This is a genomic window from Hoeflea sp. AS60 (genome assembly GCF_038900115.1).
In the GTDB taxonomy this organism is placed as follows: domain Bacteria; phylum Pseudomonadota; class Alphaproteobacteria; order Rhizobiales; family Rhizobiaceae; genus Hoeflea.
In genome coordinates this window covers 1,789,546-1,815,247 of record NZ_JBBMQP010000001.1, presented here as the reverse complement: position 1 = coordinate 1,815,247, position 25,702 = coordinate 1,789,546, and the positions used below count along the sequence as shown (strand labels likewise).

25 protein-coding genes are annotated in these 25,702 nt (G+C 59.7%); 16 read left to right on the top strand and 9 right to left on the bottom strand.

All coding sequences use genetic code 11. From position 1 onward, the window contains the following. Positions 1–64: 64 nt before the first annotated feature. On the bottom strand, positions 65–1,078 hold the full coding sequence (locus WNZ14_RS08360; protein WP_342868108.1) for a hypothetical protein: 1,014 nt from the start codon (positions 1,076–1,078) through the stop codon (positions 65–67). Between the two features lie 275 nt (positions 1,079–1,353). Between WNZ14_RS08360 and bchF the strand changes: the two genes are divergently transcribed. The 16 genes from bchF to idi are packed head-to-tail and all read left to right on the top strand — an operon-like array spanning position 1,354 to position 18,448. Continuing rightward, complete coding sequence (gene bchF / locus WNZ14_RS08355) at positions 1,354–1,854, top strand: 2-vinyl bacteriochlorophyllide hydratase (protein WP_342868107.1); 501 nt, start codon at positions 1,354–1,356, stop codon at positions 1,852–1,854. Beyond that, positions 1,851–3,158: a ferredoxin:protochlorophyllide reductase (ATP-dependent) subunit N gene (locus tag WNZ14_RS08350; protein ID WP_342868106.1), complete on the top strand. Its 1,308-nt coding sequence runs from the start codon at positions 1,851–1,853 to the stop codon at positions 3,156–3,158. Before bchF ends, WNZ14_RS08350 begins: the two co-directional genes overlap by 4 nt. A 3-nt stretch (positions 3,159–3,161) precedes the next feature. Next, positions 3,162–4,748, top strand: coding sequence for a ferredoxin:protochlorophyllide reductase (ATP-dependent) subunit B (gene bchB / locus WNZ14_RS08345; protein ID WP_342868105.1), 1,587 nt, complete (start codon positions 3,162–3,164; stop codon positions 4,746–4,748). Then, on the top strand, positions 4,723–8,472 hold the full coding sequence (locus WNZ14_RS08340) for a magnesium chelatase subunit H (protein WP_342868104.1): 3,750 nt from the start codon (positions 4,723–4,725) through the stop codon (positions 8,470–8,472). Before bchB ends, WNZ14_RS08340 begins: the two co-directional genes overlap by 26 nt. A 26-nt stretch (positions 8,473–8,498) precedes the next feature. Next, positions 8,499–9,413, top strand: a complete 915-nt coding sequence (bchL, locus tag WNZ14_RS08335) for a ferredoxin:protochlorophyllide reductase (ATP-dependent) iron-sulfur ATP-binding protein (protein ID WP_342868547.1) — start codon at positions 8,499–8,501, stop codon at positions 9,411–9,413. A 9-nt stretch (positions 9,414–9,422) separates the two neighbouring features. Continuing rightward, the gene (gene bchM / locus WNZ14_RS08330) at positions 9,423–10,124 is read left to right on the top strand and encodes a magnesium protoporphyrin IX methyltransferase (RefSeq protein WP_342868103.1); all 702 of its coding nucleotides are present in this window, start codon (positions 9,423–9,425) and stop codon (positions 10,122–10,124) included. Beyond that, positions 10,121–11,566, top strand: a complete 1,446-nt coding sequence (locus WNZ14_RS08325; RefSeq protein WP_342868102.1) for a BCD family MFS transporter — start codon at positions 10,121–10,123, stop codon at positions 11,564–11,566. Before bchM ends, WNZ14_RS08325 begins: the two co-directional genes overlap by 4 nt. Positions 11,567–11,593: 27 nt before the next feature. Then, positions 11,594–12,391, top strand: a complete 798-nt coding sequence (gene puhA / locus WNZ14_RS08320; RefSeq protein WP_342868101.1) for a photosynthetic reaction center subunit H — start codon at positions 11,594–11,596, stop codon at positions 12,389–12,391. Next, positions 12,388–13,068 carry a photosynthetic complex putative assembly protein PuhB gene (gene puhB / locus WNZ14_RS08315; protein ID WP_342868100.1) on the top strand — a complete coding sequence of 227 codons (681 nt, stop codon included), beginning with the start codon at positions 12,388–12,390 and terminating at the stop codon, positions 13,066–13,068. Before puhA ends, puhB begins: the two co-directional genes overlap by 4 nt. Before the next feature lie 4 nt (positions 13,069–13,072). Next, on the top strand, positions 13,073–13,579 hold the full coding sequence (gene puhC / locus WNZ14_RS08310) for a photosynthetic complex assembly protein PuhC (RefSeq protein WP_342868099.1): 507 nt from the start codon (positions 13,073–13,075) through the stop codon (positions 13,577–13,579). Beyond that, complete coding sequence (locus WNZ14_RS08305; RefSeq protein WP_342868098.1) at positions 13,576–13,881, top strand: hypothetical protein; 306 nt, start codon at positions 13,576–13,578, stop codon at positions 13,879–13,881. Before puhC ends, WNZ14_RS08305 begins: the two co-directional genes overlap by 4 nt. Continuing rightward, a complete protein-coding gene (acsF, locus tag WNZ14_RS08300) occupies positions 13,878–14,981 on the top strand; it encodes a magnesium-protoporphyrin IX monomethyl ester (oxidative) cyclase (protein ID WP_342868097.1) in 1,104 nt (367 codons plus the stop codon). Before WNZ14_RS08305 ends, acsF begins: the two co-directional genes overlap by 4 nt. 13 nt (positions 14,982–14,994) lie before the next feature. Further along, positions 14,995–15,837 (top strand): putative photosynthetic complex assembly protein PuhE, encoded by an 843-nt coding sequence (puhE, locus tag WNZ14_RS08295; RefSeq protein ID WP_342868096.1) that lies wholly within the window; start codon positions 14,995–14,997, stop codon positions 15,835–15,837. Positions 15,838–15,856: 19 nt separating this feature from the next. Continuing rightward, the gene (gene hemA, locus WNZ14_RS08290) at positions 15,857–17,074 is read left to right on the top strand and encodes a 5-aminolevulinate synthase (protein WP_342868095.1); all 1,218 of its coding nucleotides are present in this window, start codon (positions 15,857–15,859) and stop codon (positions 17,072–17,074) included. Between the two features lie 58 nt (positions 17,075–17,132). Then, entirely contained in the window at positions 17,133–17,909 is a 777-nt protein-coding gene (locus WNZ14_RS08285; RefSeq protein ID WP_342868094.1) for a spheroidene monooxygenase, read from the top strand. A gap of 14 nt (positions 17,910–17,923) precedes the next feature. After that, a complete protein-coding gene (gene idi / locus WNZ14_RS08280; protein WP_342868093.1) occupies positions 17,924–18,448 on the top strand; it encodes an isopentenyl-diphosphate delta-isomerase in 525 nt (174 codons plus the stop codon). Between the two features lie 307 nt (positions 18,449–18,755). On the opposite strand, the gene pufC is transcribed toward idi, so the two are convergent. The 8 genes from pufC to bchY all read right to left on the bottom strand — a co-directional run bounded on the left by pufC (position 18,756) and on the right by bchY (position 25,698). Next, entirely contained in the window at positions 18,756–19,907 is a 1,152-nt protein-coding gene (gene pufC, locus WNZ14_RS08275; RefSeq protein WP_342868092.1) for a photosynthetic reaction center cytochrome PufC, read from the bottom strand. Between the two features lie 4 nt (positions 19,908–19,911). Then, entirely contained in the window at positions 19,912–20,880 is a 969-nt protein-coding gene (pufM, locus tag WNZ14_RS08270; RefSeq protein WP_342868546.1) for a photosynthetic reaction center subunit M, read from the bottom strand. A 10-nt stretch (positions 20,881–20,890) separates the two neighbouring features. Beyond that, positions 20,891–21,736: a photosynthetic reaction center subunit L gene (gene pufL, locus WNZ14_RS08265; RefSeq protein ID WP_342868091.1), complete on the bottom strand. Its 846-nt coding sequence runs from the start codon at positions 21,734–21,736 to the stop codon at positions 20,891–20,893. A 129-nt stretch (positions 21,737–21,865) separates the two neighbouring features. Continuing rightward, a complete protein-coding gene (gene pufA / locus WNZ14_RS08260) occupies positions 21,866–22,066 on the bottom strand; it encodes a light-harvesting antenna LH1, alpha subunit (protein ID WP_342868090.1) in 201 nt (66 codons plus the stop codon). Positions 22,067–22,078: 12 nt separating this feature from the next. Further along, positions 22,079–22,300 (bottom strand): light-harvesting antenna LH1, beta subunit, encoded by a 222-nt coding sequence (pufB, locus tag WNZ14_RS08255; protein WP_342868089.1) that lies wholly within the window; start codon positions 22,298–22,300, stop codon positions 22,079–22,081. Positions 22,301–22,421: 121 nt separating this feature from the next. After that, positions 22,422–22,661, bottom strand: coding sequence for a hypothetical protein (locus WNZ14_RS08250; RefSeq protein WP_342868088.1), 240 nt, complete (start codon positions 22,659–22,661; stop codon positions 22,422–22,424). A gap of 35 nt (positions 22,662–22,696) precedes the next feature. Beyond that, a complete protein-coding gene (bchZ, locus tag WNZ14_RS08245; protein ID WP_342868087.1) occupies positions 22,697–24,157 on the bottom strand; it encodes a chlorophyllide a reductase subunit Z in 1,461 nt (486 codons plus the stop codon). Continuing rightward, a complete protein-coding gene (gene bchY / locus WNZ14_RS08240) occupies positions 24,154–25,698 on the bottom strand; it encodes a chlorophyllide a reductase subunit Y (RefSeq protein ID WP_342868086.1) in 1,545 nt (514 codons plus the stop codon). Before bchY ends, bchZ begins: the two co-directional genes overlap by 4 nt. Positions 25,699–25,702: the final 4 nt, after the last annotated feature.

Below are 25,702 nucleotides of genomic sequence, written 5' to 3'. Positions count from 1 at the left end.
CGCTTGAAGTGTTTTTTCAAATGTTCGGTGGACAGTTCTGGAGGTTTGTTGTTCCATTTTCCGATTAGGCACTTCGCAACGGTTCCAACAGGGAACCGTTTACGTCCGTCGCTGTTAACGCCGAATTGCGAGTTGCACCATGCCTCTGCGCTGTCTCTAACGCGATTTGGGCATTGCTGCAAACCTTTTCAACGCCCCGCTCTTCCAGCCACTGGGAGTACTCCACAGCAGCCGGACCGCCAGCAATTACACAGGTCCGATCCCGATTTACGGACGTGCGAATAGCGTGCAGAACGGATTCAACCCGATTTTTGAGTTCGCTGTCGAGCCAAGCGATACAAACCAGCTGGAAGTCACTGGTTTTCAGAAGATGAGGCAAGTCAAGGAGACGGTCGGCAAACACCATACTGGTTTCCCAACCTCTCAGACGGAACCGCTCTTCTATCAGGCTGACGGCAAACGTATGCGTCTCGCCGCGCGGCACGATCAACAACATCGAACGGTCATGGGCGACCGGCTCAAAACACCGATTCTCCTGGCTCAATGTTGTCAAAACGCGCTGCAGGCGCGAGGTGGCGACAGTGACCGTGACGAATCCCAGGCTGTCGCAGTTCCATTCCTCACCCAGCCGAACGGCGCAGGCTTCAAGCAGATCCAGCATCTCAGAAGGTCCAAGAGACCGCGCCCGCATGAAGCCGACATAGTCGAAATCGCCGTCGGACAGAACCTTGTCATAGATCTTGTCAAGAACCGCTATGAAACGCTTTACGCTGGCCATTGCCGATGCGCCGGGCGACGCCGGTTTGATCTGATCCTCGGCCTGGCGCCTGACTGCACGAGCGCGCCCATTGATGGGCTTGTCAGTATCGTGCCTGGCGACCTGCCGGTCTTCTGATTGATCTTCCATTGAGTCTGCCTCTGGAAGCGCGCCCTTGAAACAAGTGCTGACGACAATCCGCTCAATTACATGATGAAGTGCCTCATCCTTCGATTTTGAGACTGGCGAACCGGAGCGCGCCAGATTTGCGGATCCTTCGGATCCGCCGTTGGTACCACGCATGCCCGGACCTGTTTTCATGACCCAGATGCCTCCCTGTCCTCTCAGGACCGCGGCGCCGATTAAGGCTGCCCAAAGCCGTTCGTTTTTGAAAGGACTGCCCACATCAATCGCGGCATTCCCACCCCCCGATCAGCTCCATCTCCATCATAGAGACTCTTCCAACGCGGCAGATGAAGAATGGAACGAATTAATCCGTTTGTAAACCTAGTATGACGTCAATTAAAATTGACACTTTCGAATTCTGTGACTAACCTCCTCTCATCAGGGCTTGAAGCGGAGAGGGATAAGGCCAGATGAATATGCATGTTTCGCCCAGCGATACGCCGACCGGACTGTACACACCGGAAGAGCGAGTCCGCCGTGACAATTCGGTCTGGACCCTGGTGCAAGGCATCCTCGCTCCGATTCAGTTTCTGGTCTTCGCGATTTCGGTCGGCCTCATCATTCACTGGTGGATGATGGGATCATGGCTCGTTGCAGCCCATGTCTCGGTGGTGGCCAAGACGATGACACTCTATGCAATCATGATCACCGGCTCGATCTGGGAAAAGGATGTGTTCGGCGCTTACCTGTTCGCCCGCCCCTTCTTCTGGGAAGACATGGTGTCGATGCTGGTTCTGGCGCTGCACACCGCCTACCTCATTGCTCTCTGGGGTAATCTGCTGACCGATAGCCAGCTGATGACGCTCGCGGCCGCGGCCTATGTTTCCTACGTCATCAACGCCACACAGTTTCTTTACAAGTTCCGTCTGGCCCGGATCGGCGCGCCCTCCTCAAAGGAGGCAATGGCATGACCGTTGTTTATTCAGCGCCCGTCCCGGCGCAGACTTGTGCCCCCGAAACTGCGGATCGCCGCGATGTGCTCAAGCAGCGCGGCCAGCATGAAGTGTTTTGCGGCCTGACTTCCATCATGTGGCTGCACCGCAAGATGCAGGATGCGTTCTTCCTGATCGTCGGATCGCGCACCTGCGCCCATCTGATGCAGTCAGCCGCAGGCGTGATGATTTTTGCCGAACCGCGATTCGCCACCGCCATCATCGATGAGCGCGATCTTGCAGGCATGGCCGACATGAACGAGGAGCTCGACAAGGTGGTCACCCGGCTCCTTACCCGCCGTTCTGACATCAAGCTTCTGGTGCTGGTCGGCTCCTGCCCGTCCGAAGTCATAAAGCTGGATCTGCCCCGCGCTGCCAGCCGCTTGAACGGAGAGCACTCCCCGGTTTGCCGCGTGATGGCCTATTCCGGCTCGGGCATCGAGACCACATTTACCCAAGGCGAAGACAATTTCCTCGCAGCACTCGTTGCTGACATGCCTGCTGAAGCGCCGGGCGCACCGGCATCACTGGTTGTCGTGGGTGCACTTGGCGACGTCGTCGAAGACCAGATGATGCGGGTGTTTGACGGCCTGGGCGTTGGCCCGGTTCGGTTCCTGCCATCCCGGTCCTCGACAACTTTGCCGCCGGTCGGCCCCAACACACGTTTCATCCTGGCGCAGCCATGGGTCGGAACCTGCGCCCAGGCGCTGGAGCGTCGCGGGGCAACACGCATCTCGGCCCCCTTCCCGCTTGGCGAAGAAGGCTCGACCGCCTGGTACAGCGCCATCGCCGATTCGTTTGGTGTGCCGCAGGCAAAGTTTGACGCCATTACCGGCCCCGGCCGCGAGCGTGCCCGCCGCGCTGTCGAGCGCTATCGGCCTGTGCTTGAGGGCAAGTCAGTCTTCCTGTTTCCCGATTCGCAGCTGGAGCCATCGCTGGCGCGGTTCCTGTCGCGTGAACTTTCCACATCCATCGTCGAGATCGGCACCCCCTATCTCAACCGTGATGTGGTAGGCCCCGAACTCGCCATGATGCCTGACAGCGTCCGTGTCAGCGAAGGCCAGGACGTCGAGCGGCAGATCGACCGGGTCGAGAGCGACAATCCAGACCTGATCATTTGCGGCATGGGTCTTGGCAATCCGTTCGAGGCGCAGGGCCGTTCGACCAAATGGTCGATCGAGTTCGTCTTCACGCCAATCCAGGGTTACGAGCAGGCCGGCGATCTGGCCGAACTGATCGCCCGGCCGCTGATGCGCCGGTCCCTTCTGAAAGTGGGGACCTGAGCCATGGAACTGACCGTCTGGACCTATGAAGGACCGCCGCATGTCGGCGCCATGCGGATCGCCAATTCGATGCGCGATGTGCACTTCGTGCTGCATGCGCCGCAGGGCGACACCTATGCCGATTTGCTGTTCACCATGATCGAGCGCAACAAGAAGCGCCCGCCCGTGACCTACACCACTTTCCAAGCGCGCGACCTTTCGGGCGACACCGCGGAAATCTTCAAGATTGCAGCGCGGGAAGCCGTCGAGCGATTCAAGCCGCAGGCGCTTCTGGTTGGCGCATCCTGCACCGCGGAACTCATCCAAGACGATCCGGGTGGTCTCGCCAAGGCGCTGGGGCTCAACGTTCCGGTCGTACCGCTCGAGCTTCCGTCTTACCAGAAGAAGGAAAACTGGGGCGCTGCCGAAACCTTCTACCGGCTGGTTCGGGCCTTTGCCGGCGGCGCTGGCAAGCCCGATGTCGCGCCGGAACAGGCAAGCTGCAACATTCTTGGTCCCTCCTCGCTCGGTTTCCGCAATCGCGACGACATTCTTGAGGTCAAGAAGATCGTTGAAGCGCTCGGCATCCGGATCAACACAATTGCACCACTTGGCGCGTCGCCCGCTGATCTGGCGCGGATCCCGCAGGCCAATTTCAACATCGTGCTCTATCCCGAAATCGCCGACAATGCGGCGCGCTGGCTCAAGCGCCAGTTCGGCCAGGAGATGGTTGCAACCACGCCGATCGGCGTTGGCGCAACGCAGGACTTTATCAAGGCCGTGGCGGAAGCCGCCGGCGTCGATGTTCCCGCATCCCTGGTTGAAAGCGGCGCGGAACGGCTGTCCTGGTATTCAAGATCCATCGATTCGAACTATCTAACCGGCAAGCGGGTGTTCATTTTCGGCGACGCCACACATGCTGTTGCCGCCGCCCGCATCGCATCCGAGGAACTCGGCTTTAAAGTCTGCGGTCTTGGCACTTATAGCCGCGAATTTGCCCGCGACGTGCGCGAGGCTGCAGCCAAATATGGTGTCGAGCCGCTGATTTCCGACAATCACCTTGATGTCGAGGATGCCATCATTGCCGCCCAGCCGGAACTTGTTCTGGGCACGCAGATGGAGCGCCATGCTGCCAAGCGGCTCAGGATTCCCTGCGCTGTGATCTCGAGCCCGGTGCATGTGCAGGATTTCCCTGCCCGTTACTCGCCGCAGATGGGCTTTGAAGGCGCCAATGTGATTTTCGACAGCTGGGTTCATCCGCTGATGATGGGCCTGGAAGAGCATCTTCTGCAGATGTTCCGCGGCGATTTTGAATTCAATGACGACGCCGGATCATCGCATCTGGGCCATGGTCATGGCGGTCCGGCAGCCAATGCAAACGCGGCCACCGACGTAGCTGAAGAACAAGCAACTGCCCATGCCGAACCAGTTGCCGCTGTGGCTGACGGTGATCCGTCGTGGACGCAGGACGCCGAGCGCGAACTTCGCAAAATTCCATTTTTCGTCCGCGGGAAGGCGCGGCGCAATACTGAATCCTATGCTGCCCAGAACGGCCTCAACCCGATTACGATCGAGACATTATACGATGCAAAAGCACACTTCGGGCGCTAATACCGCCCCTGTCAATGTTGTCCTGATCACGCTCGACAATCACATGTCGGCAGCGGTTGATGATGCGCGCCAGATGCTTTCGGGCGAAATGCCAAACCTGCGGCTGACGGTACATGCCGCCACCGACTGGAACGACAATCCGGACAAGCTGCAGGCCTGCAAGGACGACATCGCTCAGGGCAACATCATTGTCGCCTCGATGCTGTTCATCGAAGAGCACGTCAAAGCCATCGGCCCGGATCTGGCGGCGCGGCGGGACCATTGCGACGCCATGATGTGCTGCATGTCGACCGGCGAAATCATGAAGAACACCTCGATGGGGCGGTTCAAGATGGATGGCGAGCAGAAGGGCCCGCTCGCACTTTTGAAGAAGCTCCGCGGTGACAGGTCGAAAAACAAGGAAACCGGACGGACCGCTGGCGAGCGCCAGTTGGCGATGCTGAAGCGTCTGCCGAAACTGCTGCGTTTCATTCCCGGCACGGCGCAGGATGTGCGCAATTACTTTATCTGCATGCAGTACCGGATCGCGGCATCTGACGCCAATATCGCCAATCTCGTGCGACTGATGGTCGAGAAATATTCCGACGGCGATCGCCGGTCGCTGCGCACTGTGGTCAAGGCTGCATCACCTGTCGAATATCCTGATCAGGGTGTCTATCATCCCGACATCAAGGGCCTGGTCAGCGCCGAGCTTGGCGCCCTGCCCACACGTACCGACGCAAAGGGCACAATCGGCCTTCTGTTGCTGCGGTCCTACATTCTTTCAGGCGATACCGGCCATTATGACGGCGTCATCCGGTCTTTCGAGCGCCGCGGTTTCAACGTCGTGCCGGTGTTCTGCTCAGGCCTCGATATGCGCGGACCGATTGATGCGTTCCTGTCCGGCGGTACGACCGGAACCACAATTGACGCTATGGTGTCGCTGACCGGCTTTTCACTGGTGGGGGGGCCTGCCTATTCCGACGCATCTGCGGCAGCGGAAACGCTGACCCGGCTCGACGTTCCCTATATCGCCGCCTATGTGACCGAATTCCAGACGATCGAGCGCTGGGAAGCCTCAGACATGGGCCTGCTGCCGATCGAAACCACGATCATGGTGGCAATTCCTGAACTTGATGGCGCAACCGGTACGCTGGTCTATGGCGGCCGTACCGACAAGATCGATGGCACACAGCCATGCGTCTGCTCACGCAAGTGCGGAACCTGCCCTGCCGGCCGTTCCTGCATGGTGCCTCATTCGGAACGTGTCGAGGTTCTGGCCGGACGGCTTGAGAAGCTCGTCGCACTTCGCAAGACCGAGCGTGTGAACCGCAAGATCGCGCTGACGATTTTCAACTTCCCGCCGAATGCTGGCAACATGGGCACTGCTGCTTTCCTGTCGGTGTTTGAATCTCTGCATGCAACGATGATCAAGCTGAAGCAGGAAGGCTACACGATCGAGGTTCCGGAAGACGCCGAGACGCTGCGGGACATGGTTCTGACCGGCAATTCGGCAAAATATGGCGCGCTCGCCAATGTGCATGCGCAGGTCAGTGCCGACGACCATGTTCGCAACGAGAAATATCTCGACGACATCGAGGCTGCCTGGGGTCCTGCACCGGGCCGGATCTTCACCAACGGCCAATCGATTTTTGTGCTGGGACGGCAGTTCGGCAATGTGCTGATCGCGGTGCAGCCGGGCTTTGGCTATGAGGGCGACCCGATGCGGCTGCTGTTTGAGAAGGGCTTCGCACCAACCCACGCATTCGCTGCTTTCTACACCTATCTCAAGCGCACTTTCCGGGCTGATGCGGTGCTGCATTTCGGAACCCATGGCGCGCTGGAATTCATGCCGGGCAAGCAGTCGGGCATGTCATCGAACTGCTGGCCGGACCGGTTGATCGGCGACCTGCCCAATCTCTATCTCTATGCAGCCAACAACCCGTCCGAAGGCACGATCGCCAAGCGGCGCTCGGCTGCAACCCTGGTGTCCTACCTGACCCCGCCGGTGACAAATGCAGGTCTCTACAAGGGTCTGAGCGAACTCAAATCTTCGCTCGACCGGTTCCGCAATCTGGATCTCACTCAGGAGAGCGAACGCAAAGACGCATTCGACCTGATCCATATCCAGGCTGATCAGCTGGAACTCAACAGACACGTGTCCTCCCAGGACTCTGACGCCTATGTGGCGGCGCTGACCGCATCGATGCTAGAGCTCGAATATGCCCTGATACCACATGGTCTTCATGTGGCTGGCCAGGCAATGAGCGAAGCCGAGCGGCGCGATATGATCACGTTGATCGCCGAAGCTGACGATGCCGAAACGCCCTCGAAGGACATCATCGAGGCCATCGTCACTTTTGCCGAGCCTAAAGTGGAAGCTACACATGCGGGCAGGGAGGGCCAGACGACCCTGATCGAGCGTCTGGTGCGCGCCAATGCAAACCTTGCTGACAACCGCGAGCTTGATGGCCTGATCACGGCACTTGACGGTCGGTTTGTTGCGCCCTCACCCAGCGGCGACCTGATCCGCACGCCTGACATGCTGCCCACCGGCCGTAACATCCATGGTTTTGATCCGTTCGGCATCCCCAGCGCCTATGCGGTCAAGGATGGCACACGGCAAGCGGCCAAGGTGCTTGAGCGTTATCTCGAAACCGATGGCGCATTGCCTGAAACAATTGCGGTGGTTCTCTGGGGCACGGACAATCTGAAAACCGAAGGTGCCCCGATGGCCCAGGCCATGGCGCTGATGGGCGCGCGGCCCAGGCTTGATGCCTATAACAGGGTTTGCGGCGCCGAACTGATCCCGCTCAATGAGCTCAACCGTCCACGCATCGATGCAGTGATGACGTTGTCCGGCATTTTCCGCGACCTGCTGCCGCTGCAGGCAACCATGCTCGCAGAAGCTTCCTATCTTGCAGCAACCGCTGATGAGCCGGTGGAGATGAACTTCATCCGCAAACATGCGCTGGCCTATGCTGCCGAACATGGTTGCGACCTTGAGCAGGCTGCCTACCGGGTTTTCTCCAACGCCGAAGGTGCTTACGGCGCCAACGTCAATTTCCTTATCGGATCCAGCGCTTGGACCGACGACCAGGAAATTGCCGACATGTACACAAGCCGCAAGGGCTTTGCGATCGACCGCAAGGGCAAGACTTCGGCACAGGTCGAGCTGCTCAACGACGTCTTCGCCAAGGTCGACATGGCCTATCAGAACCTCGATTCAGTCGAGCTCGGCGTGACCACGATCGATCACTACTTCGACACGCTCGGCGGCATCGCCAAGGCTGTTTCACTGGCCAAGGGCGGAGAGAAACTGCCGGTCTACATTTCCGACCAGACACAGGGCGAAGGCCGCGTGAGAACGCTCGGAGAACAGGTGGCGCTCGAAACGCACACCCGCTCGCTGAACCCGAAATGGTTCGAGGGCATGCTGAAGCACGGGTATGAAGGCGTGCGCCAGATCGAGGCCCAGATCGCCAACACTGTTGGCTGGTCGGCCACCACCGGCGATGTCCAGCCCTGGGTTTACCAGAAGCTGAGCGAAACCTTCATTCTCGACGAAACCATGCGCCGCAGGCTCTCGGATCTGAACCCGGCTTCTTCCCTGCGCATGGTCAACCGCCTCATCGAGGCGAAAGACAGAAACTTTTGGACGCCGGACGACGAAACCTGGGCTGCGCTCTGTGCTGCGGGCGAGGAAATGGAAGATCGTGCCGAAGGCTTGGAGGCTGCAGAATGAACCTTTACACCCACCCCCGCACTGCAATGGATGACGCAAGGGTCGCCAAGCTGCGTGACGCCGCCGGTCTCAACGGGGACGGCGATGGCGACGGCAGCGTTCAGGTTCATCTTGAAACCGAGATGGACGTCGGCAAGGCCAAGGTTTTTGCCATCTACGGCAAAGGTGGCATCGGCAAATCGACCACCTCGTCAAACCTGTCGGTAGCGTTTTCCATGCTTGGCAAGCGCGTGCTGCAGATCGGCTGCGACCCCAAGCATGATTCCACCTTCACCCTGACCAAGAGCCTGATCCCCACAGTGATCGATGTGCTCGAGGGCGTGGATTTCCATCCCGAGGAACTCAGGACCGAAGACTTCGTGTTCGAGGGCTACAACGGCGTGCAGTGCGTGGAAGCCGGTGGCCCACCAGCCGGCACCGGCTGCGGCGGATACGTGGTCGGGCAGACGGTGAAGCTTCTGAAGGAGCATCATCTGCTTGAAGACACCGATGTGGTGATCTTCGATGTGCTGGGCGATGTGGTCTGCGGCGGCTTCGCCTCTCCGCTGCAGCACGCTGAACGGGCCGTGGTGGTGGCAGCCAATGATTTCGATTCCATCTTCGCCATGAACCGCATCGTTGCGGCGATCAAGGCCAAGTCAAAGAACTACGATGTGCGCCTTGGCGGCGTCATTGCCAACCGGTCGCGCGAGACTGACCAGATCGACCGCTACAACGAGGCAATCGGCCTCAAGCGGCTGGCTCACATTGTGGATTCCGACGCTGTGCGCAGAAGCCGGCTGAAGAAATGCACCCTGTTCGAGATGGGCGACGATCCGGAGATCGTGTCGATCCAGCAGGAATATATGAAGCTGGCCGAGCAAATGTGGGCCGGAACCGAAGAACAGAATGCCAACCCCATGAAGGATCGGGAAATCTTTGATTTCCTCGGATTTGAGTGAGCCAGAGACATGCAGGACGCCGCCTACATCAAACGTCGTGATGAGATCCAGACTTACTTCGACCGCACTGCGCTCGATGCCTGGAAACGGCTGATCTCGACCGAGAAGGTGTCGGGCATCCGGGCCACAGTCCGGGCCGGTCGTGACGCCATGCGTTCGGCGATCCTAGATCGTTTTCCGCATGACCTGACCGGTTGGCGTATCCTGGATGCAGGCTGCGGCGCCGGACCGCTGGCGATCGAACTAGCGCATCGCGGCGCCGATGTGCTTGGCGTTGATCTTTCACCGCAAATGGTGAGCCACGCCAACGAGGCCCTGCCCGCTATTCGCAACGGCGGCTCGGTCACCCTGATCGCAGGCGACATGCTCGCAGTCGAACACGGCGAATTTGATGGGGTCGTGTCGATGGATGCGCTCATTCACTACAATGCCTTGGAAGCTGCCGAGGCGATTGCCGGCCTGGCGCGTCGCACCAGCCGCAAGATGGTCTTCACTCTCGCCCCGCGCACCCGACCATTGGTGATGATGCAGGCAGTCGGCAAACTGTTTCCGCGCGGCGACCGTTCACCAACGATCCAGCCTGTCGCCATAGATCGGCTGCTCACCCAGGCGGTGCAACGCAACGACATGCAGGGCTGGACCAGGGGCGCTTCAACCCGGATTTCCAGAGGGTTTTACATCTCCGTGGCAGAGGAGCTCGTGAGGTCATGAAACTCGTTGCCAAAGCCAACCGCAAAATTCTCGACAAATGGAAGACGCTCGGTCCCCGCTATCTGCCGTTCGCAGATGCTGCGACCGAAGACCTGCCGCTGTCGCGGCTGTTGCGTCTGTCGATGTTCCAGTGGTCTATCGGCATGGCGGCGGTTCTTCTCACCGGCACACTCAACCGTGTGATGATCGTCGAGCTCGGTGTGCCAACATCGCTGGTGGCGTTGATGATTGCGATACCGGTTCTGGCTGCTCCCTTCCGGGCCCTGATCGGACATCGCTCCGACACCTACAAATCGGCGCTCGGCGTGCGCCGTGTCCCCTACATCTGGCTTGGGACGATCCTGCAGTTCGGCGGGCTGGCAATCATGCCATTCGCGCTGCTGCTTTTGCAGTCTCAGACCACCGGGCCCGAGTGGGCCGGGCCGGCTGGCGCGCTTCTGGCCTTTCTGCTGACCGGGATTGGCATGCACATGGCCCAGACCGCAGGGCTTGCGCTGGCGACTGATCTTTCGGCTGATGACAACCGGCCCCGCGTCGTGGCGCTGATGTATGTGATGCTGCTGGTCGGCATGCTTATCGCCTCGATCGTCTTCGCCCTGTTGTTGCGCGACTATTCGCCTCTGATCCTGATCAAGGTGGTTCAGGGCTCGGCTGTCGTTACCGTGGTGCTCAACGTCATCTGCCTGTGGAAGCAGGAGCCTCGCAATCCGGTCGCCACCCGACATGAACGCGACACCACGCCTTTCTCCGAAGCGTTCGCTGCATACCGCAAGGAAAAGGGCACCATTCGCCTGCTGGTGGCTGTGGCGCTCGGCTCGGCCGCGTTCTCGATGCAGGATGTCCTGCTTGAACCCTATGGCGGCGAAGTGCTGAAGCTATCGGTGAGCCAGACCACGCTTTTGACCGCGATCTGGTCAACGGGCACGCTTCTGGGCTTTGCCCATGCCGGCCGCGCCTTGCAGAACGGCGCAAACATGTACCGGCTGGCGGCACTCGGGCTGCTCTCCGGCATCGTCGGATTCTCGGCAATCATTTTCGCCGAGCCACTCAATGCCGCCAACCTGTTTCGCGTGGGCGCTTGTATCATCGGGTTTGGCGCCGGGCTGTTTGCAGTCTGCACCATGCTCGCGGCCATGGATATTGCCGAGAAATCCGACAACGGCCTGGCCATCGGCGCCTGGGGCGCTGTGCAGGCCACAGCCATCGGGCTTGGTCTCGCGGCTGGCGGATTGATCCGTGACGGGGTCAACAATCTGGTCGCCGATGCCGTGCCCGGCGCTGCAATGAGCGCACCGGCGGCCGGGTACAGCGTCGTCTATCATCTTGAAATCGGGCTGCTGTTTGCGGCGCTGGCGGCTTTGGGGCCGCTTGCTTCACGCAGCACCCAAACCATTCATCACAACCGGGGCCAACGCTTCGGATTGGCAGACATGCCCGGCTGAATTGCCGCTAGCTGAAGGAGAGAAGTCATGCAAACCGGAGCCCTCACAGCCTATCTCGACGTCGCCCAAGTCACGCTTTATGCGTTCTGGGTGTTCTTCGCGCTGTTGCTTTTCTACATCCGCATGGAGGACCGGCGCGAAGGCTATCCGCTGGAAGCCGATCAGTCAGGCGCTTTCAACAGGGATGACTGGCTTTTCGTGCCACCTGCCAAGACCTTCCTTTTGCCGCATGGCCATGGCGAGGTGTCAGTACCAAACGGCAAACGCGACAGCACCGACCGGCCTGTGCCCGGCGTCAAAATCGCTAATTTCTCAGGTGCTCCCTATGTGCCGACCGGGCCTAACCCGATGCTCGATTCCATCGGACCGGGCTCCTGGGCCGAGCGCTCCGATACGCCAGATCTCAGCCATGACGGGCACAACAAGATCGTGCCTCTGAGAGTGGCTACCGATTTCCACGTGGCTGAGGGCGAAATCAATCCGGTGGGGCTGCGCGTTGTCGGCTTCAACCTGGTCGTCGCAGGCACCATTACAGACATCTGGGTGGACCGTTCAGAGCAGATGCTGCGCTACCTTGAGATTACGACCGAGGTCGGCACCGAACCGCGCCAGATCCTGGTGCCGATCAATTTCGGCATCTTCCGCAAAACCGGCAATGGCGAACGCATCTTCTACGTCAAGGCCATCACCGGCGAACATTTCGCGCTGGTGCCGGGCACCAACCTGCCTGACAGCGTGACCTTCCTCGAGGAAGACAAGATCGTCGCCTACTTCGGCTCGGGCCTGCTCTACGCCGAACCCAGCAGACAGGAGCCACTGGCATGAGCGAGACCGGCGGACCAGAACACGATTATGAACCGGTGCCCGGTCTTCCGGCCGAGCTCCCCGAAGGTGAGGTCATCTTGTGGCAGGGCGCGCCGTCTTCGGCGAAGGTCTCGCGGCAAGTGATCAAAACACGCTGGATCGCGGGCTATTTCGCGGTGCTGATTGCCTGGAACGTATCGGCCGGTCTTTATGACGGGCGCCTTCCAAGCGAGATCCTGTTCTCCTCGGGTGCGCTCACCATCATGGCCACCATCGTGGTCGGCTTTCTGGAAGCTTTTGCATGGGGCGTTCAGAAGACAACGCTCTACACGATCACCAACAAACGCGTCGTGATGCGCATTGGCGTTGCCTTGTCGGCAACCTTCAATCTGCCGTTCACGCGTATTGTGTCGGCTGACATGCGCGAAGGCCCGGACGGCGCCGGCGACATAGCACTGACGCTAAAACCTGGTGACAAGCTGTCATGGCTGGTGTTCTGGCCGCATGTGCGCGGCTTCAAAAAGGGTGCGCTGATGCCCCAGATGATCTGCCTGAAAGACGTGGCGATTGCGGGCAATGTGCTCTCCGCAGCCCTATCAGGCAGCCGCACCGCCGGTGATGCGGCGCCGCAGCGCGCCGTCTCCTCCAAACAGACCGGACCGATATCCGGCGGTCGTCTCATCGAAGCAGCGGAGTAAGATCATGAACGCGCTGAGCCCCAACTATCCTGACACAAATCGCGGACCACAATCGCCTCGCCGCAAGGCGAGCAGGTTTCCACGGATGCCATTGGTGCTGGGGCTCGGCCTGATCGGGTTTTCGATTTCCGCGGTTTTGTTCGGGATGAAGACGGGCATCGGCACGGTGATAAACGTCTACGGGCAGCCCGAGCAGATCCGCGACATACGCATCGTGGGCACCCATGACACCGCGATCACCATTTATGACGCCCAAACGGGCGAAGCAATCACCACCCTTGCGCCGGAACAGGGTGGATTCGTGCGGGGGTCGCTGCGCGCGCTCTCACGCATGCGGCTTATGGACGACACTCCACAAGGCCTGCCTTACCGGCTGATCAAATGGGAGAACGGCTCCGTGTCGCTCTCCGATACCGCCACCGGCGAACGGCTTTATCTCAATGCCTTCGGGCCAGATAACGCCGCCGCTTATGCTGAACTGCTAGCTTCGAGAGGGAATGAGAAGCCATGAGCAAAACACCGCTGATAGGACGGCGCAAGGAGGAGGTTCCTTGCACTGTCGAGATAAACAACACCTTCGAGGAACTGGGCGCGCATTTGCGCTTTGACAACGGGGTAGTTGTCTATCCCGGCGACGAAGTGATGGTTCACGGATCGCCTGTTGCAGTGCCTTACGGGCATCGCGAGAGTTTCCGCCGCACAGCGACGATCACACGAGCCAGCCTCCTCGAACGCACATGGACTCGCGCCACCGGCGATTTCGAGTTCATGGAGCTTTGCGAATTCAGTTTTTCAGAGAGGGCACGGGCATGAACAAGCACGTTGAGCCGAACCTCACCAATGCGAAGAATGTCGCTGGGACCAGCCCGGGCATCAATGACACCACCAAGACCGCGGTCGAATCGACCATGCTCAATCCGCGGTTCTACACCACGGATTTTGAAGAGATGGACCGTCTCGACGTCACCGGCGTTCAACAGGAGTGGGATGATCTGATCGCGGAAATGCGCTCGGACCCGAACAAGGGCCATTTCAAGCGCAATGCCGACTGGGATGTTATCGACATCGACGCGCTCCCTGACGAGCTTCGCCGCGAGTTCATCGATTTCCTGGTCTCATCGCTGACCGCCGAGTTTTCGGGCTGCGTGCTTTACAAGGAGATGAAGCGCCGCGGCACCAACAAGGAAATCTGCGAATTGTTCGGGCTGATGAGCCGTGATGAAAGCCGCCACGCCGGCTTCATCAATGATGCGCTCAAGGAGTTCAACATCGGCGTCAATATGGGCTTTCTCGCCAAGGCGAAGAAGTACACCTATTTCCGGCCAAAGTTCATCTACTACGCGACGTACCTTTCCGAAAAAATCGGCTATGCCCGCTACATCACCATCTACCGGCATCTGCAGAAACACCCGGAGAAGCGTTTCCATCCGATCTTCAAATGGTTCGAGGAATGGTGCAATGACGAGTTCCGTCATGGCGAGGCATTTTCCCTGATCATGCGGTCGGACCCGAAGCTGACTTCGGGCGTCAACAAGTACTGGATCAAGTTCTTCCTGCTGGCAGTGTTTGCCACCATGTATGTGCGCGACCATGCCCGTCCCGCGTTCCACAAGGCGCTCGACATCGGCATTGAAGACTACGACATGCGTGTGTTCCGACTGACCAGCGAGATTACCCGTCAGGTGTTTCCGCTGACGCTTGATCTCGACCATCCAGCCTTCGTCCCAACCTTGCGCAAGCTCAACCGGATCAATGATTCGATCAACGCCGCGGCAGAACGTGGCGGCATCTCCGGCAAGATCGCAAAGGCCTGGCACATGAGCCGTGCCGGTCTTGGCTTTGTGAGGCTTTACATGATCCCGACCAAGTCCAATCAGGTGCCGGCGAAGAGCCGCCTGCAGCCGGTATGGTAAGGAGACAATCGCGATGACTTTCCTGTCCGCAGTCCTGATCGCAAGTGTCGCCTGGTGGGTCGCCACCGGGCTGGTGCTGGCGCTGGCGCGGGCAGGAAACCGGTATTTCAAGACCGTCATGGCGCTTGCAACCGTTGTGGCCCTGCTCGGCGCCTTCGGGCTGATGGCAACGCGTGATCACGGAACGCCGCTTTCAGCCTATATCGCCTTCTTCTCGGCGCTGGCCTTGTGGGCCTGGCACGAGACCACTTTCCTGATCGGCCTGGTCACCGGGCCGAGACGTATTGAGGCCGGCGAAGCGCCTCGGGAGAAGACCCGGTTTCGGGCGGCTTTTCTGACAGTTCGCGATCATGAACTGGCGCTTTTCGCTACCGTTCTCGGCCTTGTCTGGCTGATGGCGGGGGCGGAAAATACCACCGCACTGCTGGCATTCTGCCTGCTGTGGATCATGCGGATCTCGACCAAACTGAACATCTATCTGGGGGCACGGCACGCGATCAGCGACATGCTGCCCGATCGTTTGTCCTACCTGAAAAGCTATTTCCGCACGGACCGCACCAGCGGCTGGTTCTATGTCTCGCTGACAGGCACCGCCGCTTTGCTGGCCTGGCTCGTCTACGCAGCCGCAACAGCCACGAACTCCCATGATGCGGTCAAGTGGACGCTCCTTGCCTCGTTTGCGGCACTGGCGTTCATCGAACATCTGTTTCTCGTTTTGCCGGTGCGCGATTCAGCCCTCTGGGGCTGGGCCATGGACAAGGCAAAGAAAAAGCCTACCGACAAGAACCGGGACCACCCGGCCATGCTTCACACCACACCGGAATCGGAAACTCCCCGCGCAACAGCACGGGCCTGAGATTAGGGGGATCACCCAAATGGACTTCAACCGCTACTTCAAATCGCAGCTCGACACGTTGCATGCGGCAGGCAATTATCGTGTTTTCGCCGAGCTCGAGAGGCATGCAGGTGGCTTCCCCCGCGCCACCCGGCATCGTGCTGATGGCACAACCCATGACGTAACCGTCTGGTGTTCGAATGACTATCTCGGCATGGGCCAGAACGCGAAGGTCATCGCGGCGATGCATGCGGCAGTCGATCAATGCGGCGCAGGCGCCGGCGGCACGCGCAACATTTCGGGCACCAACCATGCTCATGTGCTGCTCGAACGTGAACTGGCGGATCTGCATGGCAAGGAATCCGCGCTGATCTTCTCGTCGGGCTATGTGTCCAACTGGGCGGCGCTCGGCACGCTTGGCGCCGGGATCCCCGGCCTGATCATCTATTCCGACGCGCTCAATCACGCCTCGATGATCGAGGGTATCCGTCACAGCCGTGCGCAAAAGCGGCTCTGGCGGCACAATGATCCGAAGCACCTGGCCGAGTTGATGGCCGCTGACGATCCGGCAGCACCCAAGCTGGTGGCTTTCGAAAGCGTCTATTCGATGGATGGCGACATGGCCCCGATCGGGGAAATCCTTGATGTCGCCGAACGGTTCGGAGCGATGACCTATCTCGACGAAGTCCACGCTGTCGGCATGTACGGGCCGCGCGGCGGCGGTGTCGCAGAACGCGATGGCCTGATGGACCGTGTCACCATCATCGAAGGTACGCTCGGCAAGGCCTTTGGCGTGATGGGCGGTTACATCACCGGATCAACGGCGGTCTGTGATTTCATCCGCAGTTTCTCCTCGGGCTTCATTTTCACCACCGCCATTCCGCCAGCGCTTGCTGCCGGCGCCACCGCATCGATCCAGCATCTCAAGCAAAGCGAGATGGAACGGGCCGGCCATCGCAACAACGTGGCCAAGTTCCGCGCCATGCTGGACGCAAAGGGCATTCCGCACATGCAGAACCCAAGCCATATCGTTCCGGTGATGGTGGGCGATGCGAAGAAGTGCAAGTGGATCTCGGACATCCTGCTCGACACCTACGGCGTCTATGTGCAGCCAATCAACTATCCGACAGTTCCGGTCGGTACCGAACGGCTGCGCTTTACGCCAACTCCGATGCACAGTGATGGCGACCTGAGACATCTGGTGGATTCGCTGTGCGATTTGTGGTCGCAATGCGCATTGTCGCGCGCGGTGGCTTGATAAGGATTGCCCTGGCTAGAAGCAGATTGCATCCGGCAGGGCTCAGGGAGGGAAACCGGTGACGGTGGTGACGTTTTCGCTGTTCCGGTTTGCGACCCTGCGCAAGCGCCTTTGGGCGTTTTCGCAGATGGGACTGGCGAAGCCCGGCCTGAGCGCGACACCAGATCTGAGTTTCTTCAAGCTGATGGGTACGGGTTCGGGCGCCGGCTTTTCGACCCGCCCGAATTTCGGTGTCTACACCCTGCTGGCCCAATGGCCGTCGCTGGACATCGCCCGCGAAAGAATAGCCTCAGCATCGTCGCTTTCCGGCTACCGCAGCAATGCCGACCAAATGGCAACGCTTTATCTCGAACCGGTCTCCACCCGCGGCAACTGGGACGGTCATCATTTCCCCATTGCCGAAGGTGCGGGAAATCAAACAATGCCCGTCGTGGCACTGACACGCGCTTCGATCAGGCCTTCCAAGCTGATCCGCTTCTGGTCGAAAGTCCCGGCGATCTCAGCGACCGTTGAGGCCGAGAACATGCGGCAGTTCATGATCGGCACCGGGGAGATCCCCTGGCTGCACCAGGTCACGCTGTCAGTCTGGCAGTCGATCGAAGCGATGGAGAGCTTTTCCAGGAACAGCGCTACCCATGGCGAGGCGGTACGTTGCGCTTACAGTGAGAACTGGTTTTCGGAATATTGCTTCACACGCTTCAATCTTCTTTCGACAGAAGGTCAGTGGCAGGGGCTGACGGGCCTCACAGGACAGGATAAGTGCACACCCACGGCGTTTGACCCCGACTGCTCCGGCGGTATGGCCAAAGCCGCGCGGGCGATTGCGACTGGATAGGACAAGACAAAGCCATGAATGTACATCCGACGATCATATCGGCGATTTCCGAAGACGGCTCGCTTTATCCGGTTGAAAAGCTGAAAGCGCATTCTGACGGTCTGTTTCATCTGGCGGTTTCGATCTTCGTTTTCGATGGCGACCATTTGCTGATCCAGAAACGAGCCGCATCAAAGTATCATTGCGGCGGGCTGTGGGCGAACACCTGCTGTTCGCATCCCTATTGGGACGAACCTATCGACAGCTGCGCACGGCGGCGGCTCCGGGAAGAACTCGGCTTCAACGTGCCGCTGTCACGGCGGCGCGTGGTCGAGTACTCGGCCGATGTCGGCAACGGACTGCACGAGCACGAGAAAGTCACGATGTATATCGGCACGGCCGACCGCGCGACGCTTGAAATACAGCCGGACATTCGTGAAGTCGAAGAGACACGCTGGATCACCTGCGAGGAGCTCCACGCCGAAATCGCGAACCATCCGGAGCACTTCACACCCTGGTTCCGGATTTATGCTGAACGCTATCCAGACCTGATCTTCTGATCCGCGTTTTCCTGGCCACTATCCCATAAGAGACAAGAACTGCGCGACCTCCCGTTCGGGGGGGACTGTCGTCTGCTGGCGAGAGCGAAATCCAGGAAAGCCGGAGACCGGCCTTTCATCCCATACTCCTTGAAACATTAGGCTGGATCGAACCCGTGACTTCAAGTCTAGCGGCCACGCTTGTCTCGTCGTTCCGCTACCCAGTTTCTTATCTCCTGAAAACAGAAGAACCGGAGATCTCGCGATCTCCGGTTCTCTTTTGCCGCAAGCGCACGCTGAGGGAAAGCGCTGCCTGCTGCTGCAAGGCTCAATCGGCAGATGCCAGAGCCGTTCCCCCTTTGCCCGAGCCCTGCAGAGGCTCGAGCGAAGTGGTTTTCGCCGGCGACATGGTTGTCGTCTCTCCCGGCTTGTAGGTGTTGTAGTCAGGCACATCGGTGTTGGACTTGGTGCCGAGGGAATCGACGTAGTCCTTCAGCATCGACACACCATAAAGAGGCTTCTGCACACCGTTGTGGCAAGTTGCACAGCCGATCTTCAGAACGTCGCCCTCGGGTCCCTTACGGTTGTCCGGGAATATAGGTGCCAGACCTGTGATGTAGCTCTGGTTGAGTTCGCGCGCCATGCGGATCCCGTGCCAGGCCGTCACGCGTTGCGGCGGGCTCTGATCCCAGTCATTAAACGCGCGGCTGTTGTGACAGGTCACGCAGTTGACGCCCAGGCTTTCCGACATGTGCATCATCAGGGACCATGTTTCTTCTGTGTTCTTGACGTTGGCAGTGTTATCGCCATTGGGCAGGGCGGTCAGCGAATGCACGCGGATCGACTTGTCCTCCAGCAGATAGCTTTCCAGCGCATTTGACGGCAATGATGTGTTGCCGGCAGTCTTGTTGACAATGTTCTGACCACCGCTCCAGCCAAGGTCCGTGCCCTTTTCGCCAGGCACAAGATTGCGCGACCAGACATTCGCCGGCACGGGCTGCCCCTGGTGGCAGGTATAACAGGTGACCCCGGTCTGGGCGACGTGAGCCTGCCAATCCTCATTGACGTGCTGTGTCATCTGAATCATGCGGCGAGCAACAACCTTGGTGTAGACCTCATCGGAGGCAAGGTTTTCCTCGTTGTGGCAATAGGCGCAGCCTTGCTCCGGCGACACCCACTCTGTGATGGAGGCCATGAACAGGTTGAACTGGTCTGTCGATAGATCCCCCAGCACCTGGACGTTTTCATAGAACTCGCCGGCACGGTCGCCTTCCGGATCCGCCTCGTAGAGTGGTTCGGGAGCAACATTTGCGAGCTTGAGTTCGGCCTGGTCCTCGCGGTCAAGCGTATGGTACATGCCGCTTCCGCGATAGCCGATCTGATCGGTATCTACGGGGGGCAGATCCCAATCGGCCCCGAAAATTATCGCGGCTCCAACGAATACACCGGCTGCGGCGGCGAATGGTATCCAGAGTTTCATGATCTTAACCCCCTATGGCCGGATCGACGACGGTTGGCCACATGTCAGGCACCGGCGCGACAAGGCCGTGCTTCATGCCCCAAAGGAACCAGTTGTCGACCACGGTCCCGGTCAGCAGAATGCCGATCCCGCCAGTGATTGGTGTGAGCACTGCGAACCACCAGGCCCAGCGGTGAATGGATTCCATGGTGGCGTTGAAGCCCATGGTCCACCTCCAGAAAAGTGCTGCGCGTTCAGAGGCTGTGCCACGGTCGCTGATCTGTTCGAGCTCGCGCTCGCCGCCGTAACGGGTGACGGCGAGAATTGTCGCGCCATGCATGGCGAACAACAGCACCGAGCCGTAAAGGAAGACAATCGAAAGGCAGTGGAACGGGTTGTAATAGAGATTGCCGTAGCGGATCGAAAACGCCGCCGTCCAGTCAAGATGCGGGAAGATACCGTAAGGTACGGCTTCCGCCCATGAGCCCATCAGAACCGGCCGGAACAATCCAAGCACCAGGAACAGCCATATCGCAGCCCCGAAAGCCCAGAAGACGTGAGTGCCGAGACCGAGCGCCCTTGCCCGAACATAGATCCTCGCCCACCACAACAATACGGCTGCAAGCAGGAACACGCTTGAAATGATGTACCAACCGCCCTCACTGAGCGGCGGCACGAGCGACAGCCCATATTTGGCCGGCGGGGGCTCAAGCGCCAGCCAGAACAGCTGGCGGATGAACTGGATTGGATCCCAGCCTACCGAGGCAAGCATATTGAAGCCGACGATCACGAACCAGATTGTTCCGCTGATCAGCGACGCGGTGCCCAGAAAACCGAGATAAATCGGACCCAGCTGAGCGTTGCCGAACCAGCCGGCAAGCCAATTGTATACAGGTTTGCCGTAGCGATCATCGTCGCCTCGGGGCAGCGGGATACCGGCTTCAACGGGGCCGCGGACCTGCACTTGGGTAAATAGATTTTGATATTGCATGATCAGATCCCTTTCAGCTCCAAATCGGCAGATCGAGCCACCAGTTCCACCACTGCGGCCAGCCCTTGTTCCACAGCGGGCCGCTGATGATGATGCAGACCGCGCTCCAGAAGCCGGCGTTCAGCGCCAGCACCAGGCCAAGCCGGTGAATGCCGAGCGTACCGACCGAATAGCCAATGATGTCGCGGAAGAATGTGTCTTCATATTCAGGCGTCTTCATCACGTCGGGCTTATTGTAGCGTGTGCCGTCGCGGCCCGGATTGGCGGCCGAGAGGATCAGGCCGCCATGCAGCGACAAGGCCAACGTCGTGGTGAAGAACAACGAGACCGCCAGCATGTGGGCCGGATTGTAGTGGAAATGCAGGTACTGGTATCCGACATTGGACACCCAATCGAGATGGCTGAAAATGCCATAGGGGAACCCGTGTCCCCAGGCGCCAAGCAGGACTGGCCGGATAACAACCAGCGAGAGATAAGCGAAAATGGCGACGCCGAAGGCAAACGGCACATGAAGGCCGATGCCAAGCTTGCGGCAGATTTCCACCTCGCGCAGCGCCCATGAGATAAATGCCCCGAAGGCGCAAATGGTGATGACTTGCCACAGCCCGCCTTCCGCTAAGGGCGCGAGGCCGAGACCGTAGCTCAGATCAGGCGGAGCGATGGAGATCCGCCACATGTTCCAGGTCGGCCCGATTGCCGCACCGTAAAAGATCAACGCGGTTCCCACAGATGCGAAAAACGCGGTGGTGAGGCCAAAGAAGCCCACATAAAACGGTCCGACCCAAAAATCGAACAAGTCACCGCCTATCAGGGTGCCACCGCGAACGCGGTATTTTCTTTCAAAACTCAGCAGCGCCATGGCTTATCTCCAACCCCCCTGATTGCGGACGATTCACGCAATCCCATTCCAGGTTTTGACCATTTCGGATTTCGACCGCGGGCGGGTGACCTGGGTCATTGGCCCGCCCGCAGTCATTGTTGTCAGCGTTCAGCCGATCATCATTGGGATAAGTCCCAAGATGCCCGTCGACGGATCGAGTGCGCCGGTTACCACCGGTGCGCCTTCGAGCCAGTTGAAGCGGGTCGTGCTGAGCAGGACGAGATGAATCATCACCGCCAGCGCGAAAAGGAAAACACCTTGGACGACCAGCGTTTTGCGCGGGTCGAAAAGCATCCAAATTCTCCACATTTCGCTTCTCCTTTATGCGAGCATTGGCAGGAATGCGGTTACCGTCTGACTGACGCCTTCAAGCGAGGCGTAGCCTTCCGGACCGGGGATCCACGGGCGCCAAAACCAGACGAGAAGATGTGCAACAACGGCAATAGCCACGAATGCAATCATCCCCTGGAGGTAGTACGAGTGGAACTCTTGTGCTTCGCTTTCGGTCATTCCCGAAAGCGAAACGGTATTTGGACTGGACATTGAAAGTACCTCCTAGTCACAAGCGCTGCGGTGCCCCGCAGCCGGGTCTGCCTCAAACCGCCCGAACGGACGACATCGGCGGGTTTTTTGCCGGATTTGGACCCCGGCAAAAGGCGTCGGGCTACGCGATGAACGCGTAACCCGCGGTGGCGTGAGCTGATGCCCGCGCCTCCGCGAAAACTGACTGGCCATGGCTGTCGACAGGCTTGCCGCGCAAGGCCGCGAACAGCCGGGATGCGCCCGCCATGGCGAAACAGATGACAAAGGCGATGGCGACCAGAAGCCGGTATTCGACCCGATCAGCCCGGGATCGCCCGCGAGCTGCCTGCCGTTCCCTGTGATGCATTGTTGTCGTTGTCATCGCACTCTCCCTGTCTGCCGAAATCTTCCGGCGCGTTATGCAGCCCGCCCGCGCCTGAGCGCCTGGGTGGCCAGATCCACATCTTCCTGGTTGACTATTTCACTGCCGCGGGACCTTGCTTCCGCTTCGGAAGCATCCCGCAGCCGCTTGGCTGCCGAAATCCTGACCAGCACCGGCTCCAGATCGATGGCACGATCGAGCTTCGCCTTGGCTTCGGGCGCCCAGGGAATTTCACCCCGTGATATCGCCGGCGTTGCCTCGACAGCGTCCATGTCAGTGGCCAGCGGCAGGATCGAAAACAGCGCGTCAAAGAGCGCGTTGCAGACTTCCTGGATAAGCCAGGACGCGCCCGAATATCCCATGATCGGCGTGCCGGTGTGGCGACGGATAATCGCGCCAGGAAACGACACCGGAACGTAGATCGCCCGGGCACCGGCTTCAGCCAGATACATGCGCTCATTGTAGGAGCCGAACATAACCAGCGGCGGCTTGTCCTTGATCATCTGGCGGACCGCCTGATTGTCGGTTTTCTTGCCGGCAATGCGCTGGACCGAGAAGGTGCAAGGCATACCCATTTCCTCGGTGAGGAAATTGCGAATGCCGCGTTCGTAGGTCTCGCCCGCCACGATGGCATAGCCGGCGGTGGCGAAGAAATCCTGGGTGACCGAGCGCCACAGATCCCACATCGGCTTGAGCGTGGTGTGCTTCTCACGTTCGATAAAGGGTTCGGGATCAAGCCCGAGCATCTCTCCGAGCTGTCGCAGGAAGGCCGTGGTCGAATGGATGCCGATCGGCGCCTGCAGAAAGGGCCGATCGAGGCTCTCGCACAGCAACCTGCCGAACTCGCGGTAGAGGCAAACATTGGCCTCGGCATCGGCGAGTTTCGAGACATCCGCCAGGTGACTCCCGAGCGGGAATGTCATGTTGACCTCGGCGCCTATGCCTTCGATCAGGCGACGGATTTCCGCCAGATCGGACGGCTGATTGAACATGCCGTAGATCGCGCCGATGATGTTGACCTTCGGCTTTTCGCCATCCTTGCGCGCCTTGGGCGGACGGATCTTGCCCTTCTTCGGGCCGTATTCCGTCCACAACCACTTGAGCGCCCGGTCGGCTGATTGCCATTGGTCCTCGTCGATGGTGCGCGGCAGGAAGCGCTGGATATTCGAGCCTTCAGGCGTCACGCCGCCGCCAATCATTTCAGCGATGGATCCGGTCACGACAACGGCTGGCAGATCAGGATCGAGTACGGCACGGGCGCGCTTCATCGCGGCTTCGGTGCCGTGCTGGCCGAGTTCTTCCTCGCCCAGGCCGGTAACGACTATGGGCAGTTCGTGCGGCGGCAGCGCATCGGTGTAGTGCAGTACCGAGGTCACCGGCAGGTTCTCGCAGCCCACCGGGCCGTCGATGATCACCTGCATGCCCTTGATGGCGGTGAACACATAGACCGAACCCCAATAGCCCCCGGCCCTGTCGTGGTCGATGATCAGCGTCATGTGCCAACCGCCTCCCCGGAATCCACCGCATTCTTGGAAGCTGCCGCCTTTGCGGCGAACTTCTTGCGGAAGGACGTATTGTGAACGGGTGTGTCTTCCCAAACACCGGCATTGTCGCCCTTGCCGACTTCGCCGAAGAACTCAAGCATGCGGTCAAAGCGCGGCTTGTTAGCGATTGCGGCATTAACGACTGTCGCCAGAGAGCCCGCGCCGGCAGGCCCCATCAACGGACGGGCGGAAATCAGGTTGGTGAAGTAAAGCGCCGGCGTGGCGTTCTCCTTGGCCTTCTGAACAACCGGCGTGGTGCCGATCACGAGATCGGGCTTGAACTCGCCCATGGCGGCCAGATCCTGCTCGAGCGAGGCGCGGTAGGCGACGTGAACGCCGTGGGCTTCAAGCCATTCTGCATCAAGCTTGGAAAACTCGGTTTTCGGGCACGCTGTGCCGACATATCTCAGGTCGGCGCCGCTTTCGACCAGCAGCCGCGCGACGATCAACTCAGAGCCTTCATAGCCCGACAGAGTGATACGACCCTTGATGCGATTTTCCGAAAGCGCGCCGCGGATTGCGCCGCCAAAGGCGTTGCGGGCAGAATCAATCTGCGCCTGCCCCACATTGCAACCGTCTCCGATCGCCTGCAGCCAGGCATCGGTGCCCTCAAGACCAACCGGTGCCGAGCCGATCACCTTGCGGCCAGCTGCGCGGAAGGCACGAACCGATCCGGTGTAGAACGGGTGGACTGCGGCAACGGCGGCGCAATCAAGCGCGGCATAGAGTTCGCGCCATTCGCGCACCGGCACCACCGGTCCCGCAGCCAGACCCATCGGCGCCAGCATGGCGGCGATCATCATTGGGTCAGCGGGGAACACCTCGCCCAGAATTGTGACAGACGGACGCTCCTCGATGCCGCCGCGCGGCGCCTGAACCGGGCCGCTTTCGGCCTCGTTGTGGGCGTAGGTCAGCATGGCAGAGGACAGCACGTCCTTGGCTTCCGCATGTGTCGGCACACCAAATCCAGGCACGTCGATGCCTACGATGCGGACACCGTTGATCTGCTTGGGCAGCATCTGCAGCGGAACACCAGAAGCTGTGGGAACACAGAGGCTCGTGACCACGATCGCGTCATATGCGTCAGGATCAGCCATCTCATGGACCGCGTCGCGGATGTCCTCGTATAGCTTGCCAGTCACCAGCGATTCTGAGTTGAACGGCACGTAACCGACCGAGCGCTTGGCGCCGTAGAAATGCGACGTGAAGGTAAGACCGTAGACGCAGCAGGCAGAGCCCGACAGGATGGTTCCGACCCGACGCATGCGCAGGCCGACCCGGAGCGAGCCAAAAGCGGGGCACATCGATTGCGGCTGGTCATGCGGCCCCTTTGGGTAATCCGCCTCCAGGCGCTGCATCAGCTCGGACTTGCCAGACGCCATGGCCTGGGCCTTCATCTTTTCCGCGCCTGATGCGCAGGACATGCCTTCGGCTGCCGGGCTGGCGTCCGGGGTCGTGACATGGTCTTCGCGGGTGGGAGAATGATCATCCATGCTC

Bases quoted from the DNA above. Each gene is read 5' to 3' on its own strand.
- bchM (WP_342868103.1), top strand. From the start codon at position 9,423: ATGCAGGACGCCGCCTACATCAAACGTCGTGATGAGATCCAGACTTAC.
- bchY (WP_342868086.1), bottom strand. From the start codon at position 25,698: ATGGATGATCATTCTCCCACCCGCGAAGACCATGTCACGACCCCGGAC.
- WNZ14_RS08250 (WP_342868088.1), bottom strand. From the start codon at position 22,661: ATGACAACGACAACAATGCATCACAGGGAACGGCAGGCAGCTCGCGGG.
- puhE (WP_342868096.1), top strand. From the start codon at position 14,995: ATGACTTTCCTGTCCGCAGTCCTGATCGCAAGTGTCGCCTGGTGGGTC.
- WNZ14_RS08305 (WP_342868098.1), top strand. From the start codon at position 13,576: ATGAGCAAAACACCGCTGATAGGACGGCGCAAGGAGGAGGTTCCTTGC.
- WNZ14_RS08350 (WP_342868106.1), top strand. From the start codon at position 1,851: ATGACCGTTGTTTATTCAGCGCCCGTCCCGGCGCAGACTTGTGCCCCC.
- WNZ14_RS08360 (WP_342868108.1), bottom strand. From the start codon at position 1,078: ATGAAAACAGGTCCGGGCATGCGTGGTACCAACGGCGGATCCGAAGGA.
- WNZ14_RS08325 (WP_342868102.1), top strand. From the start codon at position 10,121: ATGAAACTCGTTGCCAAAGCCAACCGCAAAATTCTCGACAAATGGAAG.
- acsF (WP_342868097.1), top strand. From the start codon at position 13,878: ATGAACAAGCACGTTGAGCCGAACCTCACCAATGCGAAGAATGTCGCT.
- puhA (WP_342868101.1), top strand. From the start codon at position 11,594: ATGCAAACCGGAGCCCTCACAGCCTATCTCGACGTCGCCCAAGTCACG.
- hemA (WP_342868095.1), top strand. From the start codon at position 15,857: ATGGACTTCAACCGCTACTTCAAATCGCAGCTCGACACGTTGCATGCG.
- bchZ (WP_342868087.1), bottom strand. From the start codon at position 24,157: ATGACGCTGATCATCGACCACGACAGGGCCGGGGGCTATTGGGGTTCG.
- idi (WP_342868093.1), top strand. From the start codon at position 17,924: ATGAATGTACATCCGACGATCATATCGGCGATTTCCGAAGACGGCTCG.
- pufB (WP_342868089.1), bottom strand. From the start codon at position 22,300: ATGTCCAGTCCAAATACCGTTTCGCTTTCGGGAATGACCGAAAGCGAA.
- bchF (WP_342868107.1), top strand. From the start codon at position 1,354: ATGAATATGCATGTTTCGCCCAGCGATACGCCGACCGGACTGTACACA.
- pufA (WP_342868090.1), bottom strand. From the start codon at position 22,066: ATGTGGAGAATTTGGATGCTTTTCGACCCGCGCAAAACGCTGGTCGTC.
- pufL (WP_342868091.1), bottom strand. From the start codon at position 21,736: ATGGCGCTGCTGAGTTTTGAAAGAAAATACCGCGTTCGCGGTGGCACC.
- bchL (WP_342868547.1), top strand. From the start codon at position 8,499: ATGGATGACGCAAGGGTCGCCAAGCTGCGTGACGCCGCCGGTCTCAAC.
- WNZ14_RS08340 (WP_342868104.1), top strand. From the start codon at position 4,723: ATGCAAAAGCACACTTCGGGCGCTAATACCGCCCCTGTCAATGTTGTC.
- puhC (WP_342868099.1), top strand. From the start codon at position 13,073: ATGAACGCGCTGAGCCCCAACTATCCTGACACAAATCGCGGACCACAA.
- bchB (WP_342868105.1), top strand. From the start codon at position 3,162: ATGGAACTGACCGTCTGGACCTATGAAGGACCGCCGCATGTCGGCGCC.
- puhB (WP_342868100.1), top strand. From the start codon at position 12,388: ATGAGCGAGACCGGCGGACCAGAACACGATTATGAACCGGTGCCCGGT.
- pufC (WP_342868092.1), bottom strand. From the start codon at position 19,907: ATGAAACTCTGGATACCATTCGCCGCCGCAGCCGGTGTATTCGTTGGA.